17 protein-coding genes are annotated in these 16,765 nt (G+C 64.8%); 9 read left to right on the top strand and 8 right to left on the bottom strand.

The window, feature by feature from the left end; translation table 11 throughout:
- Nucleotides 1-3 precede the first annotated feature (3 nt).
- Genes hpaH through HWY05_RS19415 form a run of 6 tightly spaced genes read right to left on the bottom strand, consistent with a single transcriptional unit; the run spans nucleotide 4 to nucleotide 5,175 of the window.
- Nucleotides 4-807 carry a 2-oxo-hept-4-ene-1,7-dioate hydratase gene (hpaH, locus tag HWY05_RS19440; RefSeq protein ID WP_176059271.1) on the bottom strand — a complete coding sequence of 268 codons (804 nt, stop codon included), beginning with the start codon at nucleotides 805-807 and terminating at the stop codon, nucleotides 4-6.
- Nucleotides 808-844: 37 nt separating this feature from the next.
- Entirely contained in the window at nucleotides 845-1,243 is a 399-nt protein-coding gene (locus tag HWY05_RS19435; RefSeq protein ID WP_176059270.1) for a 5-carboxymethyl-2-hydroxymuconate Delta-isomerase, read from the bottom strand.
- Nucleotides 1,244-1,273: 30 nt separating this feature from the next.
- Nucleotides 1,274-2,137 (bottom strand): 3,4-dihydroxyphenylacetate 2,3-dioxygenase, encoded by an 864-nt coding sequence (gene hpaD / locus HWY05_RS19430; protein WP_035556236.1) that lies wholly within the window; start codon nucleotides 2,135-2,137, stop codon nucleotides 1,274-1,276.
- Nucleotides 2,138-2,147: 10 nt separating this feature from the next.
- Complete coding sequence (gene hpaE / locus HWY05_RS19425; protein WP_035556237.1) at nucleotides 2,148-3,605, bottom strand: 5-carboxymethyl-2-hydroxymuconate semialdehyde dehydrogenase; 1,458 nt, start codon at nucleotides 3,603-3,605, stop codon at nucleotides 2,148-2,150.
- 29 nt (nucleotides 3,606-3,634) lie between these two features.
- Nucleotides 3,635-4,393: a fumarylacetoacetate hydrolase family protein gene (locus HWY05_RS19420; protein WP_176059269.1), complete on the bottom strand. Its 759-nt coding sequence runs from the start codon at nucleotides 4,391-4,393 to the stop codon at nucleotides 3,635-3,637.
- Nucleotides 4,390-5,175 (bottom strand): fumarylacetoacetate hydrolase family protein, encoded by a 786-nt coding sequence (locus HWY05_RS19415; protein ID WP_176059268.1) that lies wholly within the window; start codon nucleotides 5,173-5,175, stop codon nucleotides 4,390-4,392. Before HWY05_RS19415 ends, HWY05_RS19420 begins: the two co-directional genes overlap by 4 nt.
- Nucleotides 5,176-5,354: 179 nt before the next feature.
- Between HWY05_RS19415 and hpaR the strand changes: the two genes are divergently transcribed.
- Entirely contained in the window at nucleotides 5,355-5,762 is a 408-nt protein-coding gene (hpaR, locus tag HWY05_RS19410; protein ID WP_035556244.1) for a homoprotocatechuate degradation operon regulator HpaR, read from the top strand.
- Between the two features lie 8 nt (nucleotides 5,763-5,770).
- On the opposite strand, the gene HWY05_RS19405 is transcribed toward hpaR, so the two are convergent.
- A complete protein-coding gene (locus HWY05_RS19405; protein ID WP_176059566.1) occupies nucleotides 5,771-6,859 on the bottom strand; it encodes a helix-turn-helix transcriptional regulator in 1,089 nt (362 codons plus the stop codon).
- A gap of 477 nt (nucleotides 6,860-7,336) precedes the next feature.
- Here HWY05_RS19405 and HWY05_RS19400 point away from each other — a divergent pair, with 477 nt between their 5' ends.
- The 5 genes from HWY05_RS19400 (at nucleotide 7,337) to HWY05_RS19380 (ending at nucleotide 12,747) form a co-directional block, all read left to right on the top strand.
- Nucleotides 7,337-8,398 (top strand): porin, encoded by a 1,062-nt coding sequence (locus HWY05_RS19400; RefSeq protein ID WP_176059267.1) that lies wholly within the window; start codon nucleotides 7,337-7,339, stop codon nucleotides 8,396-8,398.
- A gap of 109 nt (nucleotides 8,399-8,507) precedes the next feature.
- Nucleotides 8,508-9,758, top strand: a complete 1,251-nt coding sequence (locus HWY05_RS19395; protein WP_176059266.1) for an MFS transporter — start codon at nucleotides 8,508-8,510, stop codon at nucleotides 9,756-9,758.
- 56 nt (nucleotides 9,759-9,814) lie between these two features.
- Nucleotides 9,815-10,942 (top strand): class II histone deacetylase, encoded by a 1,128-nt coding sequence (locus tag HWY05_RS19390; RefSeq protein ID WP_176059265.1) that lies wholly within the window; start codon nucleotides 9,815-9,817, stop codon nucleotides 10,940-10,942.
- A 165-nt stretch (nucleotides 10,943-11,107) separates the two neighbouring features.
- The gene (locus tag HWY05_RS19385) at nucleotides 11,108-11,947 is read left to right on the top strand and encodes a MoaF C-terminal domain-containing protein (protein WP_176059264.1); all 840 of its coding nucleotides are present in this window, start codon (nucleotides 11,108-11,110) and stop codon (nucleotides 11,945-11,947) included.
- Nucleotides 11,944-12,747 (top strand): SDR family oxidoreductase, encoded by an 804-nt coding sequence (locus HWY05_RS19380; RefSeq protein ID WP_176059263.1) that lies wholly within the window; start codon nucleotides 11,944-11,946, stop codon nucleotides 12,745-12,747. The genes HWY05_RS19385 and HWY05_RS19380 overlap by 4 nt, the downstream gene beginning before the upstream one ends.
- Before the next feature lie 85 nt (nucleotides 12,748-12,832).
- Here HWY05_RS19380 and HWY05_RS19375 read toward each other — a convergent pair whose 3' ends face one another.
- Nucleotides 12,833-13,618, bottom strand: coding sequence for an SDR family oxidoreductase (locus HWY05_RS19375; RefSeq protein WP_176059262.1), 786 nt, complete (start codon nucleotides 13,616-13,618; stop codon nucleotides 12,833-12,835).
- 248 nt (nucleotides 13,619-13,866) lie between these two features.
- Here HWY05_RS19375 and HWY05_RS19370 point away from each other — a divergent pair, with 248 nt between their 5' ends.
- From HWY05_RS19370 to HWY05_RS19360, 3 genes are all read left to right on the top strand, one after another.
- Nucleotides 13,867-14,592, top strand: a complete 726-nt coding sequence (locus HWY05_RS19370; protein ID WP_176059261.1) for a LuxR C-terminal-related transcriptional regulator — start codon at nucleotides 13,867-13,869, stop codon at nucleotides 14,590-14,592.
- A gap of 13 nt (nucleotides 14,593-14,605) precedes the next feature.
- Nucleotides 14,606-15,073, top strand: coding sequence for a hypothetical protein (locus HWY05_RS19365; RefSeq protein ID WP_051980725.1), 468 nt, complete (start codon nucleotides 14,606-14,608; stop codon nucleotides 15,071-15,073).
- A gap of 173 nt (nucleotides 15,074-15,246) precedes the next feature.
- Nucleotides 15,247-16,746, top strand: coding sequence for an aldehyde dehydrogenase family protein (locus tag HWY05_RS19360; RefSeq protein WP_176059260.1), 1,500 nt, complete (start codon nucleotides 15,247-15,249; stop codon nucleotides 16,744-16,746).
- Nucleotides 16,747-16,765 lie beyond the last annotated feature (19 nt).

Here is a 16,765-nt window from a genome sequence, read left to right as displayed (position 1 = left end):
GCCTCAGATGAAATTCAAACCGATGCCGCCCAGCGGACCGTAGTCGACATGGAACGTGTCGCCCGCGCGCGCCGGGATCGGGCTCGTGAAGGAGCCGCTCAGGATCACGTCGTTGGCGTTCAGCGATTCGTCGTAAGGGGCGATCTTGTTCGCGAGCCAGGCCACGCCGGTTGCCGGATGGTTGAGCACCGCGGCGGCCAGGCCGCTTTCCTCGACCGTGCCGTTCTTGTAGAGCAGCGCGCCGACCCAGCGCAGATCGACGTCCAGCGGCCGCACCGGTCGACCGCCGAGCACGATGCCCGCATTGGCCGCGAAGTCCGAGATCGTGTCGTAGACCTTGCGCGGCGCTTTGGTATCGCGGTCAAACTGTTCGATGCGCGCGTCGATGATCTCCACTGCGGGGGTCACGTAGGCGGTGGCGTCGAGCACGTCGAACAGCGTCACGCCGGGGCCTTTCAGCGGCTTGCTCAGCACGAACGCCAGTTCCACTTCCACGCGCGGCGAGATGAAGCGATCCGCGCGAATATCCTGGCCGGCTTCGATAAACATGCTGTCGAGCAACGGCGCGTAGTCGGGTTCGTCGATCTGCGACGAACGCTGCATGGCGCGCGACGTCAGGCCGATCTTGCGACCCTTGATCACGTGGCCCGCGGCGAGTTTGAGCTTGACCCACTCGCGTTGAATCGCGTAGCCGTCCTGGACGGTCATGGTCGGAAACCGGGCGGAGAAATGGCGCAGTTGCGTGCGGGTTTTCTCGGCGTGGTCGAGTTCTGCCGCGAGGTCGCGGATAGTTTGTTCGTCTAGCATGATGGGTTCTCGATGAGCCGCGTTTTTTCCGGTTGGATCAGGCCTTGAGCCGTGCGTGCAGATTGTTGTGCTTCCATGTGCCGGCTTCGCTGAACTCGTTGATCTCCAGCGACAACGCGAGGCCGTGCTGCTCGAATTCCGCGGCGAAGTGCTGTTTGATCAACGCGAACAGGGCCTCGCCGGTGGCCTTTCTGGCGGCCTCCGAGCGGCCCGCGCCGATCTTCAGATTCGCGTGCAGGAACGCGGCGTCGGGGCGGCCGTCGGCAATGCAGTACTGCTCGCAGCGCAACGCGCGCACGCGGATGCCGCCGAGCGGATAGACCCGTTGTTCGTTTTCGCGCTGGGCGTCGAGGCACTGCGCGAGTGCGTTGCACAATTGCCCGATACTGTCGGCGTTCGCGAGATTGGCGCTGTATTCGAGTGTGAGATGCGGCACGTTAGGCTCCTAACTCTGATTCAGGCGAATTCAAACGGGCAGCGGTGTGACCGGAAAGATCGCATTGATCTGGCCGGTGCCCGAACTGCCGAAATACGGCGTGACGACTTCAACCTTGCCGTCGTAGCGATCCCAACCGAGTGCGCCGAGTAGCATCGCGGTGTCGTGCATGCCGCCTTCGCCCCAGCATTTCTCGTTGTAGAGCGGCAGCATGTCGCAGAAGGTTTTCCAGTCGCCGGCTTCCCACATCTCGACCACTTTGCGGTCCATCTGTTCGAGGAACGGGTTCCACACCTTGTGCATGAACTGCTCGGCGGTGCCGTTATCGGCGAAGTGGTGGCTGAGCGACCCGCTCGCCAGAATCGCGACGGTGCCGTCGTAGCGCTCTTCGATCGCCTTGCGCACCGCGAGGCCGAAGCGGGCGCTGGTGGCGAGGTCGTGCCACATACACCAGCCCGCCACCGAGACGGTCTTGAAGTGCTGATCGGCGTTCATATAGCGCATCGGCACCAGCGTGCCGTACTCGAGTTCGAGCGTGGTCTGGCTATGCGCGCGGCTTTTCACGCCCATTTCGTTCGCGACTTCCGCGATCAGGTCGCCGAGCCCGACATTGCCGGGGTACGCGTACGGCATGTTCTTGATGAAATGCGGCAGTTCGTTGCTGGTGTACACGCCTTCGAACTTCGGCGCGCAATTGATGTGGTATTCGCTGTTCACCAGCCAATGCACGTCGAACACCACGATCGTATCCACGCCGAGTTCGCGGCAGCGGCGGCCGATTTCATGATGACCGTCGATCGCCGGTTGACGGCAGCCTTTATGCGGGCCGTCGAGTTCCGACAGATATAACGACGGGACGTGCGTGACTTTTGCTGCTAATGCCAGTTTGCCCATGACAGTCTCCTTAGACGCCCCAGCGCGGAATGTGATGCGAGCCCAGCGACACGCAGACGTTCTTCGGTTCGAGGAACACTTCATAGCTCCACGTGCCGCCTTCGCGACCCACGCCCGAGGCTTTCGTGCCGCCGAACGGCTGACGCAGATCGCGCACGTTCTGACTATTGACGAAGCACATGCCGGCCTCGACCGCCGCGGCGACGCGCAGCGCGCGACCCGTGCTCTCGGTCCAGATGTAGCTCGACAGGCCGTACGAGATGTCGTTGGCGAGTTTGATCGCCTCGGCTTCGTCGTCGAACGGAATCAGGCAGGCCACCGGGCCGAAGATTTCTTCCTGCGCGATGCGCATGCGATTGTCGACGTCGACAAACACCGTCGGTTTCACGAAGTTGCCTTTGCGCATGGCGTCCGGCAAATCCGGCGCGTCGAGTCCGCCGCACGCGAGCGTTGCGCCTTCTTTCGGGCCCAGTTCGATATAGCTGCGCACTTTCGCCAGATGCCCCTGGCTGATCATCGGTCCGACGATCGTGCTGTCGGCGAGCGGATCGCCCACCGTCAGACGCCTGGCACGCTCCACGAAGCGCTCGGCAAAACGCGCGTAAATCGAGCGCTGCACGAGAATGCGCGAACCGGCGGTGCAGCGTTCGCCGTTGTTCGAGAAGATCATGAACACGGCGGCGTCGAGCGCGCGTTCGAAATCGGCGTCGTCGAAAATCACGAATGGCGACTTGCCGCCCAGTTCCATCGAAAACTTCTTCAGGCCGGCGCTCTGCACGATACGGTTGCCGGTTGCGGTCGATCCCGTGAACGACACGGCATGCACGTCGGGATGCGCGACCAGCGGTTCGCCGGTGTCTTTGCCGAAACCGTGCACGACGTTCAGCACGCCCGCCGGAATGCCGGCTTCGAGCGCGAGCTGGCCGAGCATCGACGCGGTGAGCGGCGACAACTCGCTCATCTTCAGCACGGCCGTGTTGCCGAAGGCGAGGCAGGGCGCGACCTTCCACGTGGCGGTCATGAACGGCACGTTCCACGGCGAGATCAGCGCGCACACACCGACCGGATGGAACAGCGTGTAGTTCAGATGCGTCTCGGTCGGATACGTATGGCCGTCGACGCGCGTGCACATCTCGGCGAAGTAGTTGAAGTTGTCGGCGGCGCGCGGCACGAGTTGCTTGCGCGTTTGCGAGATCGTCTGACCGGTGTCTTTCGTTTCGGTCTCGGAGATTTCCGGCACGTTCTTCACGATCAGCTCGCCGAGCTTGCGGATCAGTTTCGCGCGTTCGGCGGCGGGCTTGGCGGCCCATGCGGGAAACGCGTCTTTGGCCGCGCGCACGGCGGCGTCCACTTCCTGCGCGCCGCCGCGGGCCACTTCGGCGAGCACGTCTTGCGTGGCCGGATTGACCGTTTCGAAGTAATCCTGCGCGGCGCTGGTTTTGCCGTTGATCAGATGGTCGATTCGCATTGCCTTGTCCTTTCTCTATTCACTGTCGATCAGGCGCGGCCGAAGTCCGCGTCGGAGACGATCCTATTGACGAGACGGCCCAGGCCGTCGATTTCGCAGATCACTTCGTCGCCGGCATTCACGTTGACGATACCTTCCGGCGTGCCGGTCAGGATCACGTCGCCGGGCGCGAGCGTCATGAAGCCGCTCAGGTATTCGATCAGCGCGGGAATGTCGGTGACGAGATCGCGCGTGTTGCCGTGCTGCTGGCGCGTGCCGTTCACGAACGTGCGCAACTCCAGTTGCGTGACGTCGGCGATATCCGCGGCGTCGACGAACCAGGGGCCCAGCACCGTGCCGCCGTCGCGATTCTTCACGCGCAGGTTGGGGCGGTAGTAGTTTTCGAGGTAGTCGCGGATCGCGTAGTCGTTGGCGATCATGTAGCCGGCCACGTGCTGCATGGCGTTGCCGCGCGTCACGTTCTGCGCGGTGCGGCCGATCACCACCGCCAGCTCGCACTCGTAGTGCATGAAGGCGACGCCGGCCGGGCGACGCGTGACGCCGCGATGGCCGATCACCGTGCCCGGTCCCTTGAGGAACACGAGCGGTTCTTCCTGCTTGCTGAACTGCAATTCTTTGGCATGCTCGGCGTAGTTCAAGCCGAGCGCGAAGATCGTGCCGACGTCGATCGGTGCGAGCCAGACCACTTCCTCTTCGCGACACACGCGGCCATCGGCAAGGCGCACGCCTCGTGCATCCGGATAGGCTTCGTGAATCGCGCCTGCATACGCTACGCGGCCGCGCATCATGACGGTTCTCCAACTTGTTCTGCTGCGCCGGCGGATGCGGCGACAAACGAAATGGTCAGCGGCGGCAAGCCGCCGATAGACAGCGTGGCGGTATCGCCGACATGCGCGACCGGCGAACCGTGCGGCACGCCGAGCGTGATGACGTCGCCCGCGTTGAGGGTCATGAAATCGGTGACGTCGGCGAGCAATTGCGCCACGTTACGCACCGACGAAGCCGTGTTCGCCGTGAACGGTTCAGCGCCGTTGAGCGACACCGCGATGTCGAGCCGATCCGGCGCGGCAACATGACGCGCTGCAACGACTGCCGGTCCGATCACGCAAAAACCGTCGCGCGCCCGGAACCGCACCGAGGGGCGGTACACGCTCGCATGCGGCACGCTGAGGTCGCCCACCAGCGTGTAACCGGCGACGTAGTCCAGCGCGCTAGCCGCATCGACTCGTGTTGCAGTGCGGCCGAACACGATACCGAGCGACGCACCCACTTCCACGCCCAACGCGTTGTCCGGCACGACGACTCGGGCGCGATGCCCGGCGAACGTATTGCGCGGCTTCAGATACAGCACCGGCGCTTGCGGCGGCGCCTTGTACGGCGCGGCGTGCATCGCGTCGCCGAGCGCCACGAGCGCGGCGCGGTCGTTCAGCAAGGTTCCATAAACCGCGCCGCTTACCGGCGCGCGGCATGCGATGCCACGGCCCAGCAGGGCGGCCGCAGTGGCGGCGTCCACATCGCGAGGCAGCGCGTCGCCTTCGGGATGCAACAGATGATCGGCAAGTGCAAACATAGTCTGGCTATCTCTCGGCAAAAACACTAACATGTTAGTAGTATCGCGCTTGATATGATCCATGGTCAATAGCCATGTCGGCTGATCGCGGGTTTTCCCTTAAGCTTCGACGGCTGCTTTTAATTCTTCTTCGAAACATGTCCGCTGCCTCCACCCGAGTTTTGCACCGCAACCTGCCCATGCTGTTGTTGCGCGCCCGAGAAAAAATGATGGAGCGTTTCCGCCCATTGATTACCGCGCATGGATTGACCGAGCAGCAATGGCGCGTGATCCGCGCGCTCAACGAACACGGCCCGATGGAGCCGCGTCACATCTCCGACATCTGTACGATTTCAAGCCCAAGCATGGCCGGCGTGCTCGCACGGATGGAGAGCATGGAACTGGTGATCAAGGAGCGTTTCGCGGAAGACCAGCGGCGCGTGCTGGTGTCGCTGACCGATACCAGCGTGGAACTGGTGCGGGTGATTTCAAAAGATCTCGAAGCGCATTACCGCGAGTTGGAGCGCCGGGTCGGACCGGAGATCGTCGAACGGGTTTATCGCGCGGTGGACGATCTGCTGGCCGGTCTCGAAGAAGAGGACGAGTAACTCGGGGCCTAGTTGCCCGCGTCGGCGCTCGTAGCATGGCCGGTGTTGTCCCGCAGGCCGAGCAGCCAGGGAATCTGACTCTTGTCGTGCATGCCGAGCTTCTTGTACGCGCAACGCAGATAGTGGCGCACGGTAGCGGGTGAAATCGCCATGCGCTGCGCGACTTCCTTGTGCGAGAGACCATCGCCATAGAGTTTGATCGCGCTGAGTTCGCGCGGACTCAACCGGTCGAGCGGCGAACGCTGGCGCGCTTCGAGCTGAAACAGGCCGACCACCGGCGAGCAACTCACGGTGACCGTTTCGCCCACATAAGGCTGCCCCGTGTCCGCATGCAGATGCGCGATCAGCGGCGCCGGCAGATGCTGGTTCTGATAAACCGGCCACTCGCTGCGCAGAATCGTTTCGAACGCTTTATCCGCCTGGTGCACTGCACCGAAACCATCGCAGATCGCGCGAGCCGGTGTGGCGACGCTTTCACCACGCTCGCGCGTCAACTGGAATGAACGGCTGATCGTGAGTGCCGCGGTCAGATGCGGGATCACGTCTTCGAGCGTTTGCGCGTCGGTGGGGGAGAACGGTTTGTCGAGCGCGCGGCGGTAGACCGACAGAAATGTCGTGAGGCCGAAGCGATGATCGAGCGCCGACACCACCATCAGTTGCGCGAGCCCGTATTTGATCGCCCAGTTGCGAAACCGCGGGTCGATGCCCGGCGCGACGATCGATACCTCCAGCGCGCGCCCATAGCGATTCATCGAACCGATCGCGAGCGGATCGCAGTCGCGCACGCGCTGCCAGTCGGTGAAAAATTCGCCCGGCAGGCCATACACGAAACTGTTGTGCATCACGGGACCGTTCGCCGTGTGCGTCGTCACGCCGGTCCAGCCGGCGTCGAACGGCAAGTGCCGCGATAGCAGGCGGAAGAAGCCGTGCTCGAATTCGCCGATGCCGGTGCGGTTGGCGAGTGCGTACAGGTCGAGCAGAAACAGACTCAGGCCGCGCGCGGCGGTGCCGTTGCCGGCGAGCGGGCCTTCGAAGTCGGCGCTGCGCGGGTCGAGCGGCGCGCCCGCGTAATCGTCGAGTGGAATCGCGGCGGGCATTTCGCCCCACTGATCGATAAACCGCTTGGTGTCTGCGATGCCTGTCACGCTGGCTCCTTCGGCTGTCGATAACGCGCGTTCCGCGAGTGTTTCGCGAATGTCCCGCTGGTGCCCCGCTTGTGTCCCGCTCGTGTCCCGCTCGTGTCCAGCGGATGCGGCGTGCCGGTCGATTATACGTGGCGCTTTTTTTGAAAAGCGCGGTGCCGGAAAGCACGCTTTACCCCCCTCATTTGAACGGCCCTCCACCGTGAATTGCGCGCCGCAGCACGGTTCGCGCGGGTTCAACGCATGTTGCTCGAACGCGCGCAGCGGGCCGCATCGACCCATCGCCAAGCGTCGTGCGGGTTTTCCATACCGTTCATCTGGACGTCTATTCAGCGCAATTGCCGCTACCGACACTGCCGTTGCACTCGATACGGGATGCAGGCCGCCGCGGCGGACCTACGACAACAACATCGGACGGTTTGGAGCCTCTCAATGAAACGAAACGAATCACGGCAGCGCGGCGGTCGACGAACGTGGGCAGCGGCATTGAGCGCGGCGGCTTGCGTCGGCAGTGGCGCCGCGCATGCGCAGTCTACGGTGACGTTGTACGGGTTGATCGACGCGGGCGTTCAGTACCGCACCAACGCGGACGGTCAGCACAGCGCGGTGAATCTGCAGAACTACGGCGTGCTGCCGTCGCAGGTCGGCCTGACCGGCACGGAAGATCTGGGCGGCGGATTGCAGGCGCTGTTCCGCCTGGAGCAGGGCATCAATGTGAACGACGGCACGGCCACCGTGCCGGGCTATGCATTCTTTCGCGGCGCTTATGTCGGCTTGAGCGGCAAGTTCGGCACCGTCACGCTCGGGCGGCAGTTCAGTGTGCTGTTCGACCGCACGGTGTTCTACGACCCGTTGCTGTACGCCGCGTACAGCGGTCAGGGCGTGATGGTGCCGCTGTCGGCGAACTTCATCGACAACTCGGTGAAGTTCAAATCCGCCGACTACGGCGGCTTCAGCGCCGAAGCGCTGGCGGCGACCGGCGGCGTGGCCGGCAACTCGCGCTCGGGCCGCGTGCTGGAAATCGGCGCGCAATACGCGGGCAACGGTTACGGGATCAGCGCGGCGCTGCATCGCGCGCAAGGCACCGTGTCCGGCGACGTCGACACCTCGGGATTGCAACAGACCATCGGCACGCTAGCCGCGCATTGGGACATCGCGACGCTGTCGCTCTACGGCGGCGCGGAACGCCAAACCGGTCCACTCGCGCCGTCGAAAACCGTCGCATGGGGCGGCGCGCGCTATCAGGCGACGCCGTTCGTCGGCTTCGCGGGCGGCATCTACAAGACCTGGTCGAGCACGCCGAGCGTCGGTCACCCGACGCTGTTCATCGCGAGCGGCACGTATGCGCTGTCCAGGCGCACGGTCGCTTACGTGAATCTGGGCTACTCGCGCAACAGTAGCCAAAGCTCGCAACCGGTCTATGAATACGACCCGACGCCGTTGAATGGCGCGTCGCAGTTCGGCGCGATGCTCGGCATGTATCACACGTTCTGAGTTGGCCCGGCGCCGGCGTGGCGCTTCAGCTTGCGGCAGTGCCGGTGATTTGCGTTTTCTGTCTTCACCGCGCTGTCGTTGCAACCGCAACCGTTACCTCTGAGCCCCAATGAAAACTCCTTCGACTTCTTTCGCTCCGTCTGTCGCCGCGCCGCGCGAATTCGCGACGTCCACGCTGCTATCGCTGGTCGTGTTCGCGGCGATCACACCGTTGCTGCTGCTGGTCGCGCCGGCGGTCGCCGCGCAACTCGGCGGGCAGCTCGGTCTGAGCGCGTCGCAGATCGGCACGTACTTTTTTGTCGAACTCGGCGCGTTCAGTTGCGCGACCTTGCCTTCGCTGCTGTGGCTCGGACGCGTCGACGCGCGACGCGTCGCGGCCGTCGCCACGGCGGTGTTCTGTATCGGCAACGTCGCCACCGCCGTGCTGATGCCGGGTTTCGTCGCGCTGCTGTTGCTGCGCGCGTTGACCGCGCTCGGCGGCGGCACGCTGATGGTGTTGTGCATGACGAGCGCGGCGACGAGCGGTAATCGGGACCGCGTGTATGGGCTGTGGGTGGTCGGGCAGTTGGTGGCCGGTGCGCTCGGTCTGTTCCTGCTGCCGCATCTGTTCGACGCGTTCGGTTTGCGCGCGCTGTATGGGGTGCTGGCGGTGTTGGCGTTGCTTGCTTCGCCGTTGACGCGTGGGTTCGATGCGGCTTTGGGTGGGGCGAATCGTGCGGGTGGTGCGGGTGGTGCGAGTGGTGGAAGCGGTGCGGACGTCAAGCAATCGCAAAACGAAGGCTCCGGCGCACGCGGCACATGGCAACTGGCCACGCTGGTCATCGGCGGTGTGCTCGCTTTTTACGTGGCGATTGGCGGCGTCTGGACTTTCGCGAGCAAGGCCGCGTCGCTCGCCGGACTCGATGCGGGACACACCGGCGAACTGCTGGCGATTGCCAGCGTGATGGGGATTATCGGCGCGGCGTGCGCGTCGCTGATCGGCAACCGGCTCGCGCGCGCGGCGATGCTGCTGACGGGTTACGCGATTCTCGTCGCGGCGTTGCTCGGCCTGTCGACCCACCCTGGCGCGACCGGCTACGCCGCCGCGATCTTCGCGTTCAAGTTCGCGTGGACCTTCGTGCTGCCGTTCATTCTCGCGGCCGCCGCGAAAACCGATACGTCGGGCCGCTTGATCGCCACCTTGAACTTCGTGATCGGCGCGGGTCTCGCGGTCGGTCCGCTGATTGCGGGCGTGCTGCTCGACGCCGGCGCAGGACTTTCCAGCCTGTTTCTGGGCGCGGCGGCGATCAGCGCGCTGTCGTTCGTGTGCCTGCTGCGAGTGGAGCGCAGCGGGCGCGAAGTAACGGCCGCGCAGCGTTGAAAGCGCGCGTGGCCGGTCGATCTGAATCCACAAGTGAACTACAGGTAACGGACATCATGAGCAAGACAGCTTTTTTCACGGACGAACGCACTTTCTGGCACACGGGCGGCACGCATGCGCTGTTCTTCCCGGTCGGCGGCTGGGTACAGCCGCCGTCGAGCAGCGGCTACGCGGAGTCGCCCGACTCGAAGCGCCGCCTGCTCGCGTTGATCCAGACCTCGGGGCTCGCCGATACGCTCGCCATGCAGGGCGCGCCGCTCGCGACCCAGGACGATCTGCTGCGGGTTCATCCGCGTGACTATCTGAGCCGTTTCAAGGCGCTCAGCGACACGACCGGCGGCGATCTCGGCGACCTCGCGCCGTTCGGCAAGGGCAGTTACGAAATCGCGGCGCTGTCGGCGGGTCTCGCCATTGGCGCGCTCGACGCCGTGCTCGCGCGGCGTGCGAGCAATGCGTTCTCGTTGTCGCGGCCGCCCGGTCACCATTGTCTGCGTGACAAGCCGATGGGCTTCTGCCTGTTCGCCAACATTCCGGTCGCGATCGAAGCGGCGCGCGCCAAGCATCGCGTGGAACGGGTCGCGGTGATCGACTGGGACGTGCACCACGGCAACGGCACGCAGTCGATCTACTACGACGATCCGAACACGCTGACCGTTTCGCTGCATCAGGACCGCTGCTTTCCGCCGGGCTATAGCGGCGCGGACGAACGCGGCGCGGGCGCTGGCATCGGCGCCAATCTGAACGTGCCGTTGCTACCGGGCGGCGGCCACGACGCGTACCTGTATGCATTCGAGCGCATCGTGCTGCCCGCGCTGGACGCGTTCAAGCCCGATCTGATCGTGGTGGCGAGCGGACTCGACGCCAGTGCGGTCGATCCGCTCGCGCGCATGCTGCTGCACAGCGAAAGCTATCGCACGATGACGCAGTTGATGCGCGACGCCGCCGAGCGGCATTGCGACGGCCGGCTCGTGATCGTCCACGAGGGCGGCTATTCGGAAGCGTATGTGCCGTTCTGCGGCCACGCGATCGTGGAAACGCTGGCGGACGTGCGTACTCAGGTGAGCGACCCGATGCTCGATCTGGCCATCGCGCAGCAGCCCAACGCGCGTTTTCAGGCGTTTCAGCGTGGGTTGATCGATGAGCTTGCGGACGAGTTCGGGTTTTCATGCCTGATGAGCGTGTGAGCGTGTGAGCTTGGAAGCTTTTGAGCCTTTGAGCGCGGCGTCCCACGGGCACGTTGTCATCCTTCTGGTGGATGCCGCCGCGCCCGTGGCCTCCGTACAGTAGCCACAGGCGCTGCGGCGGATAACAACCGCGGCTATTCATCGAACTACTGGAGTAATACCGTCATGACATCTCAACCCGTTTTCATCCAGGTCGGCGCGCTGGCCGAAGGCTTCGCACCCGACAGTCACATTCTTTCGCCAGTCGACGATCTGAGCGGCCGCACGCTGCGGCTCGATTTCGCCGACGGCCCGGCGGTTACGCTGACCTTCGTGTCGGCGGACGTGGTGCGGACCGAACACGGCGAATTCGAATGCCGGGTCACGTCGGTGCGCGACGGCATCTATTTCGTCGATTACATCGGCGGCGATGCGGGTGCCGACAAGCAAAGCGACGGCAGCGCGCGACCGGTTTCCACGAGCTACGTGCTCGACGTGGCGCAAGGACTGTGTACGTCGGTCACCGGTACGCTGCCGAACGAAAGCGAAGCCCGCACGGATGCGTTCACGCGTGTCGAACGCGGCATGGAACTGACGAGCGTGCAGGCGACTTTTCGCCACGGCCGGATTGCGCAGCAGGGCAGTGCGGCCTCATCCCAGACAACTTTGCATCATCCGACGCGCGAGCTGATCGGCATGCGCAATCTGTACACGTACAGCGCCACCGAACGCTACGAGCACGTCTATCTGAACGAAAACTTCTACGCGTGGCAGTGTCTGTCGGGCGTGGAAGCCGGTCTCGCGGACGTGGATCGCTGTCATTACATTGCCATCGCCGACGATCTGTTCCTGTTCGTCTGGCGCGAAAAAATCATTCCGACGCTCGGCGTGGTGATGATCGATCTCGCGCGCAATAAGACCGACGGCAAGATTTTCGGCTACCAGGGCAGCCAGTTCGGCACGCTGTCGAACTTTCCGGTCGGCGCGCTGGCGCAGGTGCTCAACGTGACGCAGTACCCGCAATGAACAGCGCAGCGCAAATGCCGCTACAGGTACGCGATTTCGCGGGCAAGGCGGTGCTGGTCACGGGCGGCGCGCAAGGCATCGGCTTCGGCATCGCCGCGGCGTTTGCGGCGCGCGGCGCTGATGTGGCGATTGCCGATTTGCGCGGCGAGGCGGCTTCGGCTGCCGCGCAGCGCATCGCGCAGCAGGGCGGCACGGCACGCGCTTATGAAGCGGATCTCGCCGAGCACGCGCAAATCGCGCGCCTCGTCGCCGAGGTGGAAGCGGATTTCGGTCGCCTCGACGTGGTCGTGCACAACGCCGCGTATTTCCCGCTCACCGCGTTCGACGCGATCACGCCCGCCATTTTGCAGCGCACGTTAGCGGTGAATCTCAGCGCGCTGTTCTGGCTCGCGCAGGCGGCGACGCCCGCGTTTATCCGGCAGGGCGGCGGGCGGATGCTGGCGACGTCGTCGGTCACGGGGCCACGGGTCGCCTATCCTGGGCTCGCGCATTACGCGGCGTCGAAGGCGGGCGTGAACGGCTTCATTCGCGCGGCTGCACTGGAACTGGCTCGGCACAGGATCACGGTCAATGGCGTCGAGCCCGGCATGATCCGCACGCCTGCCATGGACAACCTTGGCGACGACGCGCACAACCGGCGCATCGAACAGGGCATTCCGCTCGGGCGTCTGGGCGAGCCGTCGGATATCGCGGCGGCCATGCTGTTTCTCGCTTCGGATGCGGCGTCGTATATCACCGGGCAGACCATCGTGGTCGACGGCGGCGCGACGCTGCCCGAGTCGACCGCTGTGCTGGGGTAGGGCACGGCGGCGTTGTTCAATTCGAAGCGCTCGCGAGCAACGCTCACGAGCGCTAACCAGCGCATGCAAACGCATCAAAGACGCATCACAGATGCTCGAACGCCAGCGTCGGTACATCGACAATCGACGAACCACCGTCGGCGACCAGCGTGGCCCCCGTCACGATCGACGCCGCCGGCGACGCCAGAAACTCGCACACGCTGGCGATTTCCTCGGCGGACGCGGGGCGGCGCAACGGCACGTCGGCGCAGACACGCTGATAGGCCGCATCGAGCGATTCGTCGTAGTGCTGCATCAGCGGCGCCATTTCCGCATCGGCCATCGGCGTGCGGACCCAGCCGGGGCACACGGCGTTGACGCGCACGCCGTGCGGGCCGTAATCGCGCGCGAGCGAACGGGTCAGGCCGATCAGCGCGTGCTTCGATGTGGTGTAGCCGCATACGGCCGGGCCGGCCGCAAGCGATGCGATCGACGCCACCAGCACGATCGCGCCGCGTCGTTCGATCAGATCCGGCAGGCAGGCGCGCGCGGCAACGAAGGCGGTGTCGAGATTGGCGCGCATCGCGGCGGACCACGCGGCGTCGTCGGTGTCGGTGGCGCGGCCCATGCCGAAGCCGCCCGCGCAGGCGATCAGCGCGTCGACGCTGCCGCCTTGCGCCTTGATCGCGGCGTTGAAGCGGGCCCAGTCGGCGCTGCTGGCGGCGTCGCCGTCGAGCACGAGGCCGCCGGTTTTGCGCGCCACCCGTTCGAGCGGTTCGCGGCGCCGGCCGATCAGCGCCACGCGCGCGCCGCGTGCCGCGAAAAGACGGGCGCAGGCTTCACCGATGCCGGTGCCCGCGCCTGTGATGACCACCGTGCGTTGTTCGGACATGGGGTTCCTTATGACTGTCGTGTTGAGTTGAATTCGCGGAGGCGAGGAGGTGAAGCATGAAACCAGAGTCTAGGCACGCTGGCGGCGGTGCGAAATCAGGCAAAAGGATGACAACGCAAGCATCGTCCGCGGGTTCGGTGAACACGCTCGGTGAACACGATGAGCCGCATCGATTTGCCGATTCGTGCTCACGCGGCACCGACCCCCATTCGTACGATGGGTTCGAGCTGGCGAACCGGGAGCGCGTAATGCTGAATCTGATCCGCGACGAAGCCGCACGGACAGGCGCTTTTCTGCCCGCGCTGGATGCCGCCGTGAACGCGCTCGCGCAACTGGTGCGGCCCTCCGCGACGGTGTTTTACTGGGTCGGCGCGGACCATCAGCCGTCGGGCTTCGAACTCTTCGGGATGGCGGAGGCGATGCATCGAATGTATCTGCAGCGTTATTGCGCGCTCGATCCCATGCATCCCGCGCGCTTCGCAGGGCATGCGGGCAGCGTGCTGACGCTGGCGGGCGCGTTGCCCGAACCGGCGCGTGGCGGTTCGGTGTACTGGCGGCGCTTTCTGAATCCGCATCAGGTGGTCGACGTGATGGAAGTGCTGTTGCGCGATGGCGCGCGTCCGGCGGCGGCGTTTTCGCTGCTACGCATGGCGCCCGCGGACACTTTTTCCAACGACGACCAGCAACGCGCGCAGGCCATACAGCCGCTGCTCGAAGCCGCGCTCGTGCCCGCGTTGCGCGATCAGCGGCCAATGCGTACGCACACGCGCGCCGAGTCCGAGACGGCGCTTCGTCCGACCCTCACGCATCGTGAGCAGCAGATCGCGCGGCTGGTGCGCAACGGGTTGTCGAACAAGGAGATCGCGCGCGATCTCGCGCTCGCGCAGCCGACCGTCAAGACCCACTTGCTGCGCATGTTCCGCAAGCTCGGCGTGTCGAGCCGCACGGAAATGATCGGCGCGCTGTTTCTGTGAGGAGGCCGGGTTCATGATCGACAGCGAATTGCGACGCAGCTTGCGCGATGAACCGCGCGGGCCAGTCGGGACTTTTGAAAGCACGGAGAGCGCCGAGCCGATGCTGCTCTACGCGGTCGCGGCACTCGCCGTGCAGCGCGCCAATGGCTCACCTGACGAGCGGTGGTTCCAGCGTCGCCCCTCAGCGCTAGCCGCCGTGATTTCACGCGAAGAGGACGTGTCGGACATTCTGCTGCGCCTGCCCGATAGCTGGAACATTGTCGACGGCGCGCGCTGCGTCGGCTTGCACGACGACGTGGACATTCTGGGTGGCGATCCGCGTTTCAATCGTGGCTTCGTGAAAGCGAACTGCGCGATTGTCGGCCATAGCGACGGCGTGCGCTTCGCGCTGCTGATGCAGATCAACGCGGCCGAAGCGGTGCTGTTGCCGGAGCGTCTGTTCGCGCGTCGCGACGCTTTCGAGGCCTGCCTGAAGGCATGAATCCATGAACGCACGAACTCAAGCCTCGCTAGATGTTTTCCCTGACCGCACGGACGGCCTGCCGATTTGCGCTAACGCTGCATGGGCGGGCCTGACTACATTGATCCCACAGCAACACAGTCACGCATTCAGGCAGTCACAGTCACGCGCAACACCAACAAGAGACCCAGGATATGAGTAACGATGCAACGGTGGTCGTCAGCGACGCGGTTCGCGCGTTCGTGCAACGCGATTTCGGTTTGTTTATCGGCGGTACGCAGCAAGCGGCGCATTCGGACCGGCGTCTGGACGTGTTCAATCCGGCAACCGGCGAACGTCTCGCCACGGTCGCCGATGCGGACGCCAGCGACGTCGACCGCGCGGTCGTCAACGCACGCGCCGCATTCGACACCCGGGTGTGGAGCGGTCTGCGTCCCGCCGACCGCGAACGCATTCTGCTGCGTCTGGCCGACCTGCTCGAAGCCAACGCCGAAGACCTCGCGCAACTCGAAACGCTGAATCAGGGCAAGTCGATCAACATTGCCCGCGCGGTGGAAGTCGGCGCGACGATCGAATATGTGCGCTACATGGCGGGCTGGGCGACCAAGATCACCGGCGAAACGCTCGACGTGTCGATTCCATTTCCACCCGGCACGCGTTACACGGCCTATACGCGCAAGGAGCCGGTCGGCGTGGTGGCGGGCATCGTGCCGTGGAATTTCCCGCTGATGATCGCCGTCTGGAAGCTCGTGCCGGCGCTCGCGGCAGGCTGCACCATCGTGATCAAACCGTCGCCGGAAACGCCATTGACCGCGCTGCGGCTGGCCGAACTGGCGCTCGAAGCGGGCGTGCCCGCGGGCGTCTTCAACGTCGTGACGGGCGGGCGCGAATGCGGCGCCGCGCTGGCTGCGCATCCGCGTATCAACAAGATTTCGTTCACCGGTTCCACGCCGACCGGCAAGCTGGTCGGCACGGCCGCGGTGCAGAACATGACGCGTTTTTCGCTGGAACTCGGCGGCAAGAATCCGGCGGTGATGCTGGCCGATATCGACGTCGAACAGGCCGTTCAAGGCGCGCTCGCGGGCGGTTTCTTCAACCAGGGGCAGGTGTGCGCGGCGGCCTCGCGCATCTACGTGCATCGCAGCAAGTACCGGCAGGTGGCCGACGGTCTCGCCGCTGTCGCCAGTGCGATGACGCTCGGCGCCGGCCTCGACCCGAACGCGCAGATCAATCCGCTGGTGTCCGCGCAGCATCGCGAGCGGGTGGAGCAGCACATCGCGCGGGCGCAGGCTGCCGGGCTGACGTTTCTCACGGGTGGCAAGCCGGTCGATCTGCCGGGCTATTACGTGCGCCCGGCGGTGATCGCCGACGTCCCGCACGACGCCGCGATTTTGCGCGACGAAGTGTTCGGTCCGGTGCTCGCGATCGTGCCGTTCGACGATCCGCTCGACGCGCTGCGCCTCGCCAACGACACGCCCTTTGGTCTCGCCGCGAGCCTGTGGAGCAACGACCTCAAGACGGTGATGAACCTCGTGCCGCAAATGGATGCGGGCACCGTGTGGGTGAATTGCCATGTGCCGCTCGACCCGGCCATGCCGTTCGGCGGCTTCAAGCAATCGGGCATGGGCCGCGAATTCGGCAAGTACGCGATTGAAGGCTTCACCGAAACCAAATCGGTGTGTATCGCGCATTGAGCGTCACACCAGCATCCGT

The sequence above is a fragment of the Paraburkholderia sp. BCC1876 genome (assembly GCF_902833695.1).
Taxonomy (GTDB): domain Bacteria; phylum Pseudomonadota; class Gammaproteobacteria; order Burkholderiales; family Burkholderiaceae; genus Paraburkholderia.
This window is presented reverse-complemented; position numbering and strand designations above follow the sequence as displayed.

Excerpts from the sequence above, each read along its gene's own strand:
- HWY05_RS19400 (WP_176059267.1), top strand. The coding sequence starts at position 7,337 with ATGAAACGAAACGAATCACGGCAGCGCGGCGGTCGACGAACGTGGGCA.
- HWY05_RS19385 (WP_176059264.1), top strand. The coding sequence starts at position 11,108 with ATGACATCTCAACCCGTTTTCATCCAGGTCGGCGCGCTGGCCGAAGGC.
- HWY05_RS19420 (WP_176059269.1), bottom strand. The coding sequence starts at position 4,393 with ATGATGCGCGGCCGCGTAGCGTATGCAGGCGCGATTCACGAAGCCTAT.
- HWY05_RS19370 (WP_176059261.1), top strand. The coding sequence starts at position 13,867 with ATGCTGAATCTGATCCGCGACGAAGCCGCACGGACAGGCGCTTTTCTG.
- hpaH (WP_176059271.1), bottom strand. The coding sequence starts at position 807 with ATGCTAGACGAACAAACTATCCGCGACCTCGCGGCAGAACTCGACCAC.
- HWY05_RS19405 (WP_176059566.1), bottom strand. The coding sequence starts at position 6,859 with ATGCCCGCCGCGATTCCACTCGACGATTACGCGGGCGCGCCGCTCGAC.
- HWY05_RS19380 (WP_176059263.1), top strand. The coding sequence starts at position 11,944 with ATGAACAGCGCAGCGCAAATGCCGCTACAGGTACGCGATTTCGCGGGC.
- HWY05_RS19375 (WP_176059262.1), bottom strand. The coding sequence starts at position 13,618 with ATGTCCGAACAACGCACGGTGGTCATCACAGGCGCGGGCACCGGCATC.
- HWY05_RS19360 (WP_176059260.1), top strand. The coding sequence starts at position 15,247 with ATGAGTAACGATGCAACGGTGGTCGTCAGCGACGCGGTTCGCGCGTTC.
- HWY05_RS19415 (WP_176059268.1), bottom strand. The coding sequence starts at position 5,175 with ATGTTTGCACTTGCCGATCATCTGTTGCATCCCGAAGGCGACGCGCTG.
- hpaE (WP_035556237.1), bottom strand. The coding sequence starts at position 3,605 with ATGCGAATCGACCATCTGATCAACGGCAAAACCAGCGCCGCGCAGGAT.
- HWY05_RS19365 (WP_051980725.1), top strand. The coding sequence starts at position 14,606 with ATGATCGACAGCGAATTGCGACGCAGCTTGCGCGATGAACCGCGCGGG.
- hpaD (WP_035556236.1), bottom strand. The coding sequence starts at position 2,137 with ATGGGCAAACTGGCATTAGCAGCAAAAGTCACGCACGTCCCGTCGTTA.
- HWY05_RS19395 (WP_176059266.1), top strand. The coding sequence starts at position 8,508 with ATGAAAACTCCTTCGACTTCTTTCGCTCCGTCTGTCGCCGCGCCGCGC.
- hpaR (WP_035556244.1), top strand. The coding sequence starts at position 5,355 with ATGCTGTTGTTGCGCGCCCGAGAAAAAATGATGGAGCGTTTCCGCCCA.
- HWY05_RS19390 (WP_176059265.1), top strand. The coding sequence starts at position 9,815 with ATGAGCAAGACAGCTTTTTTCACGGACGAACGCACTTTCTGGCACACG.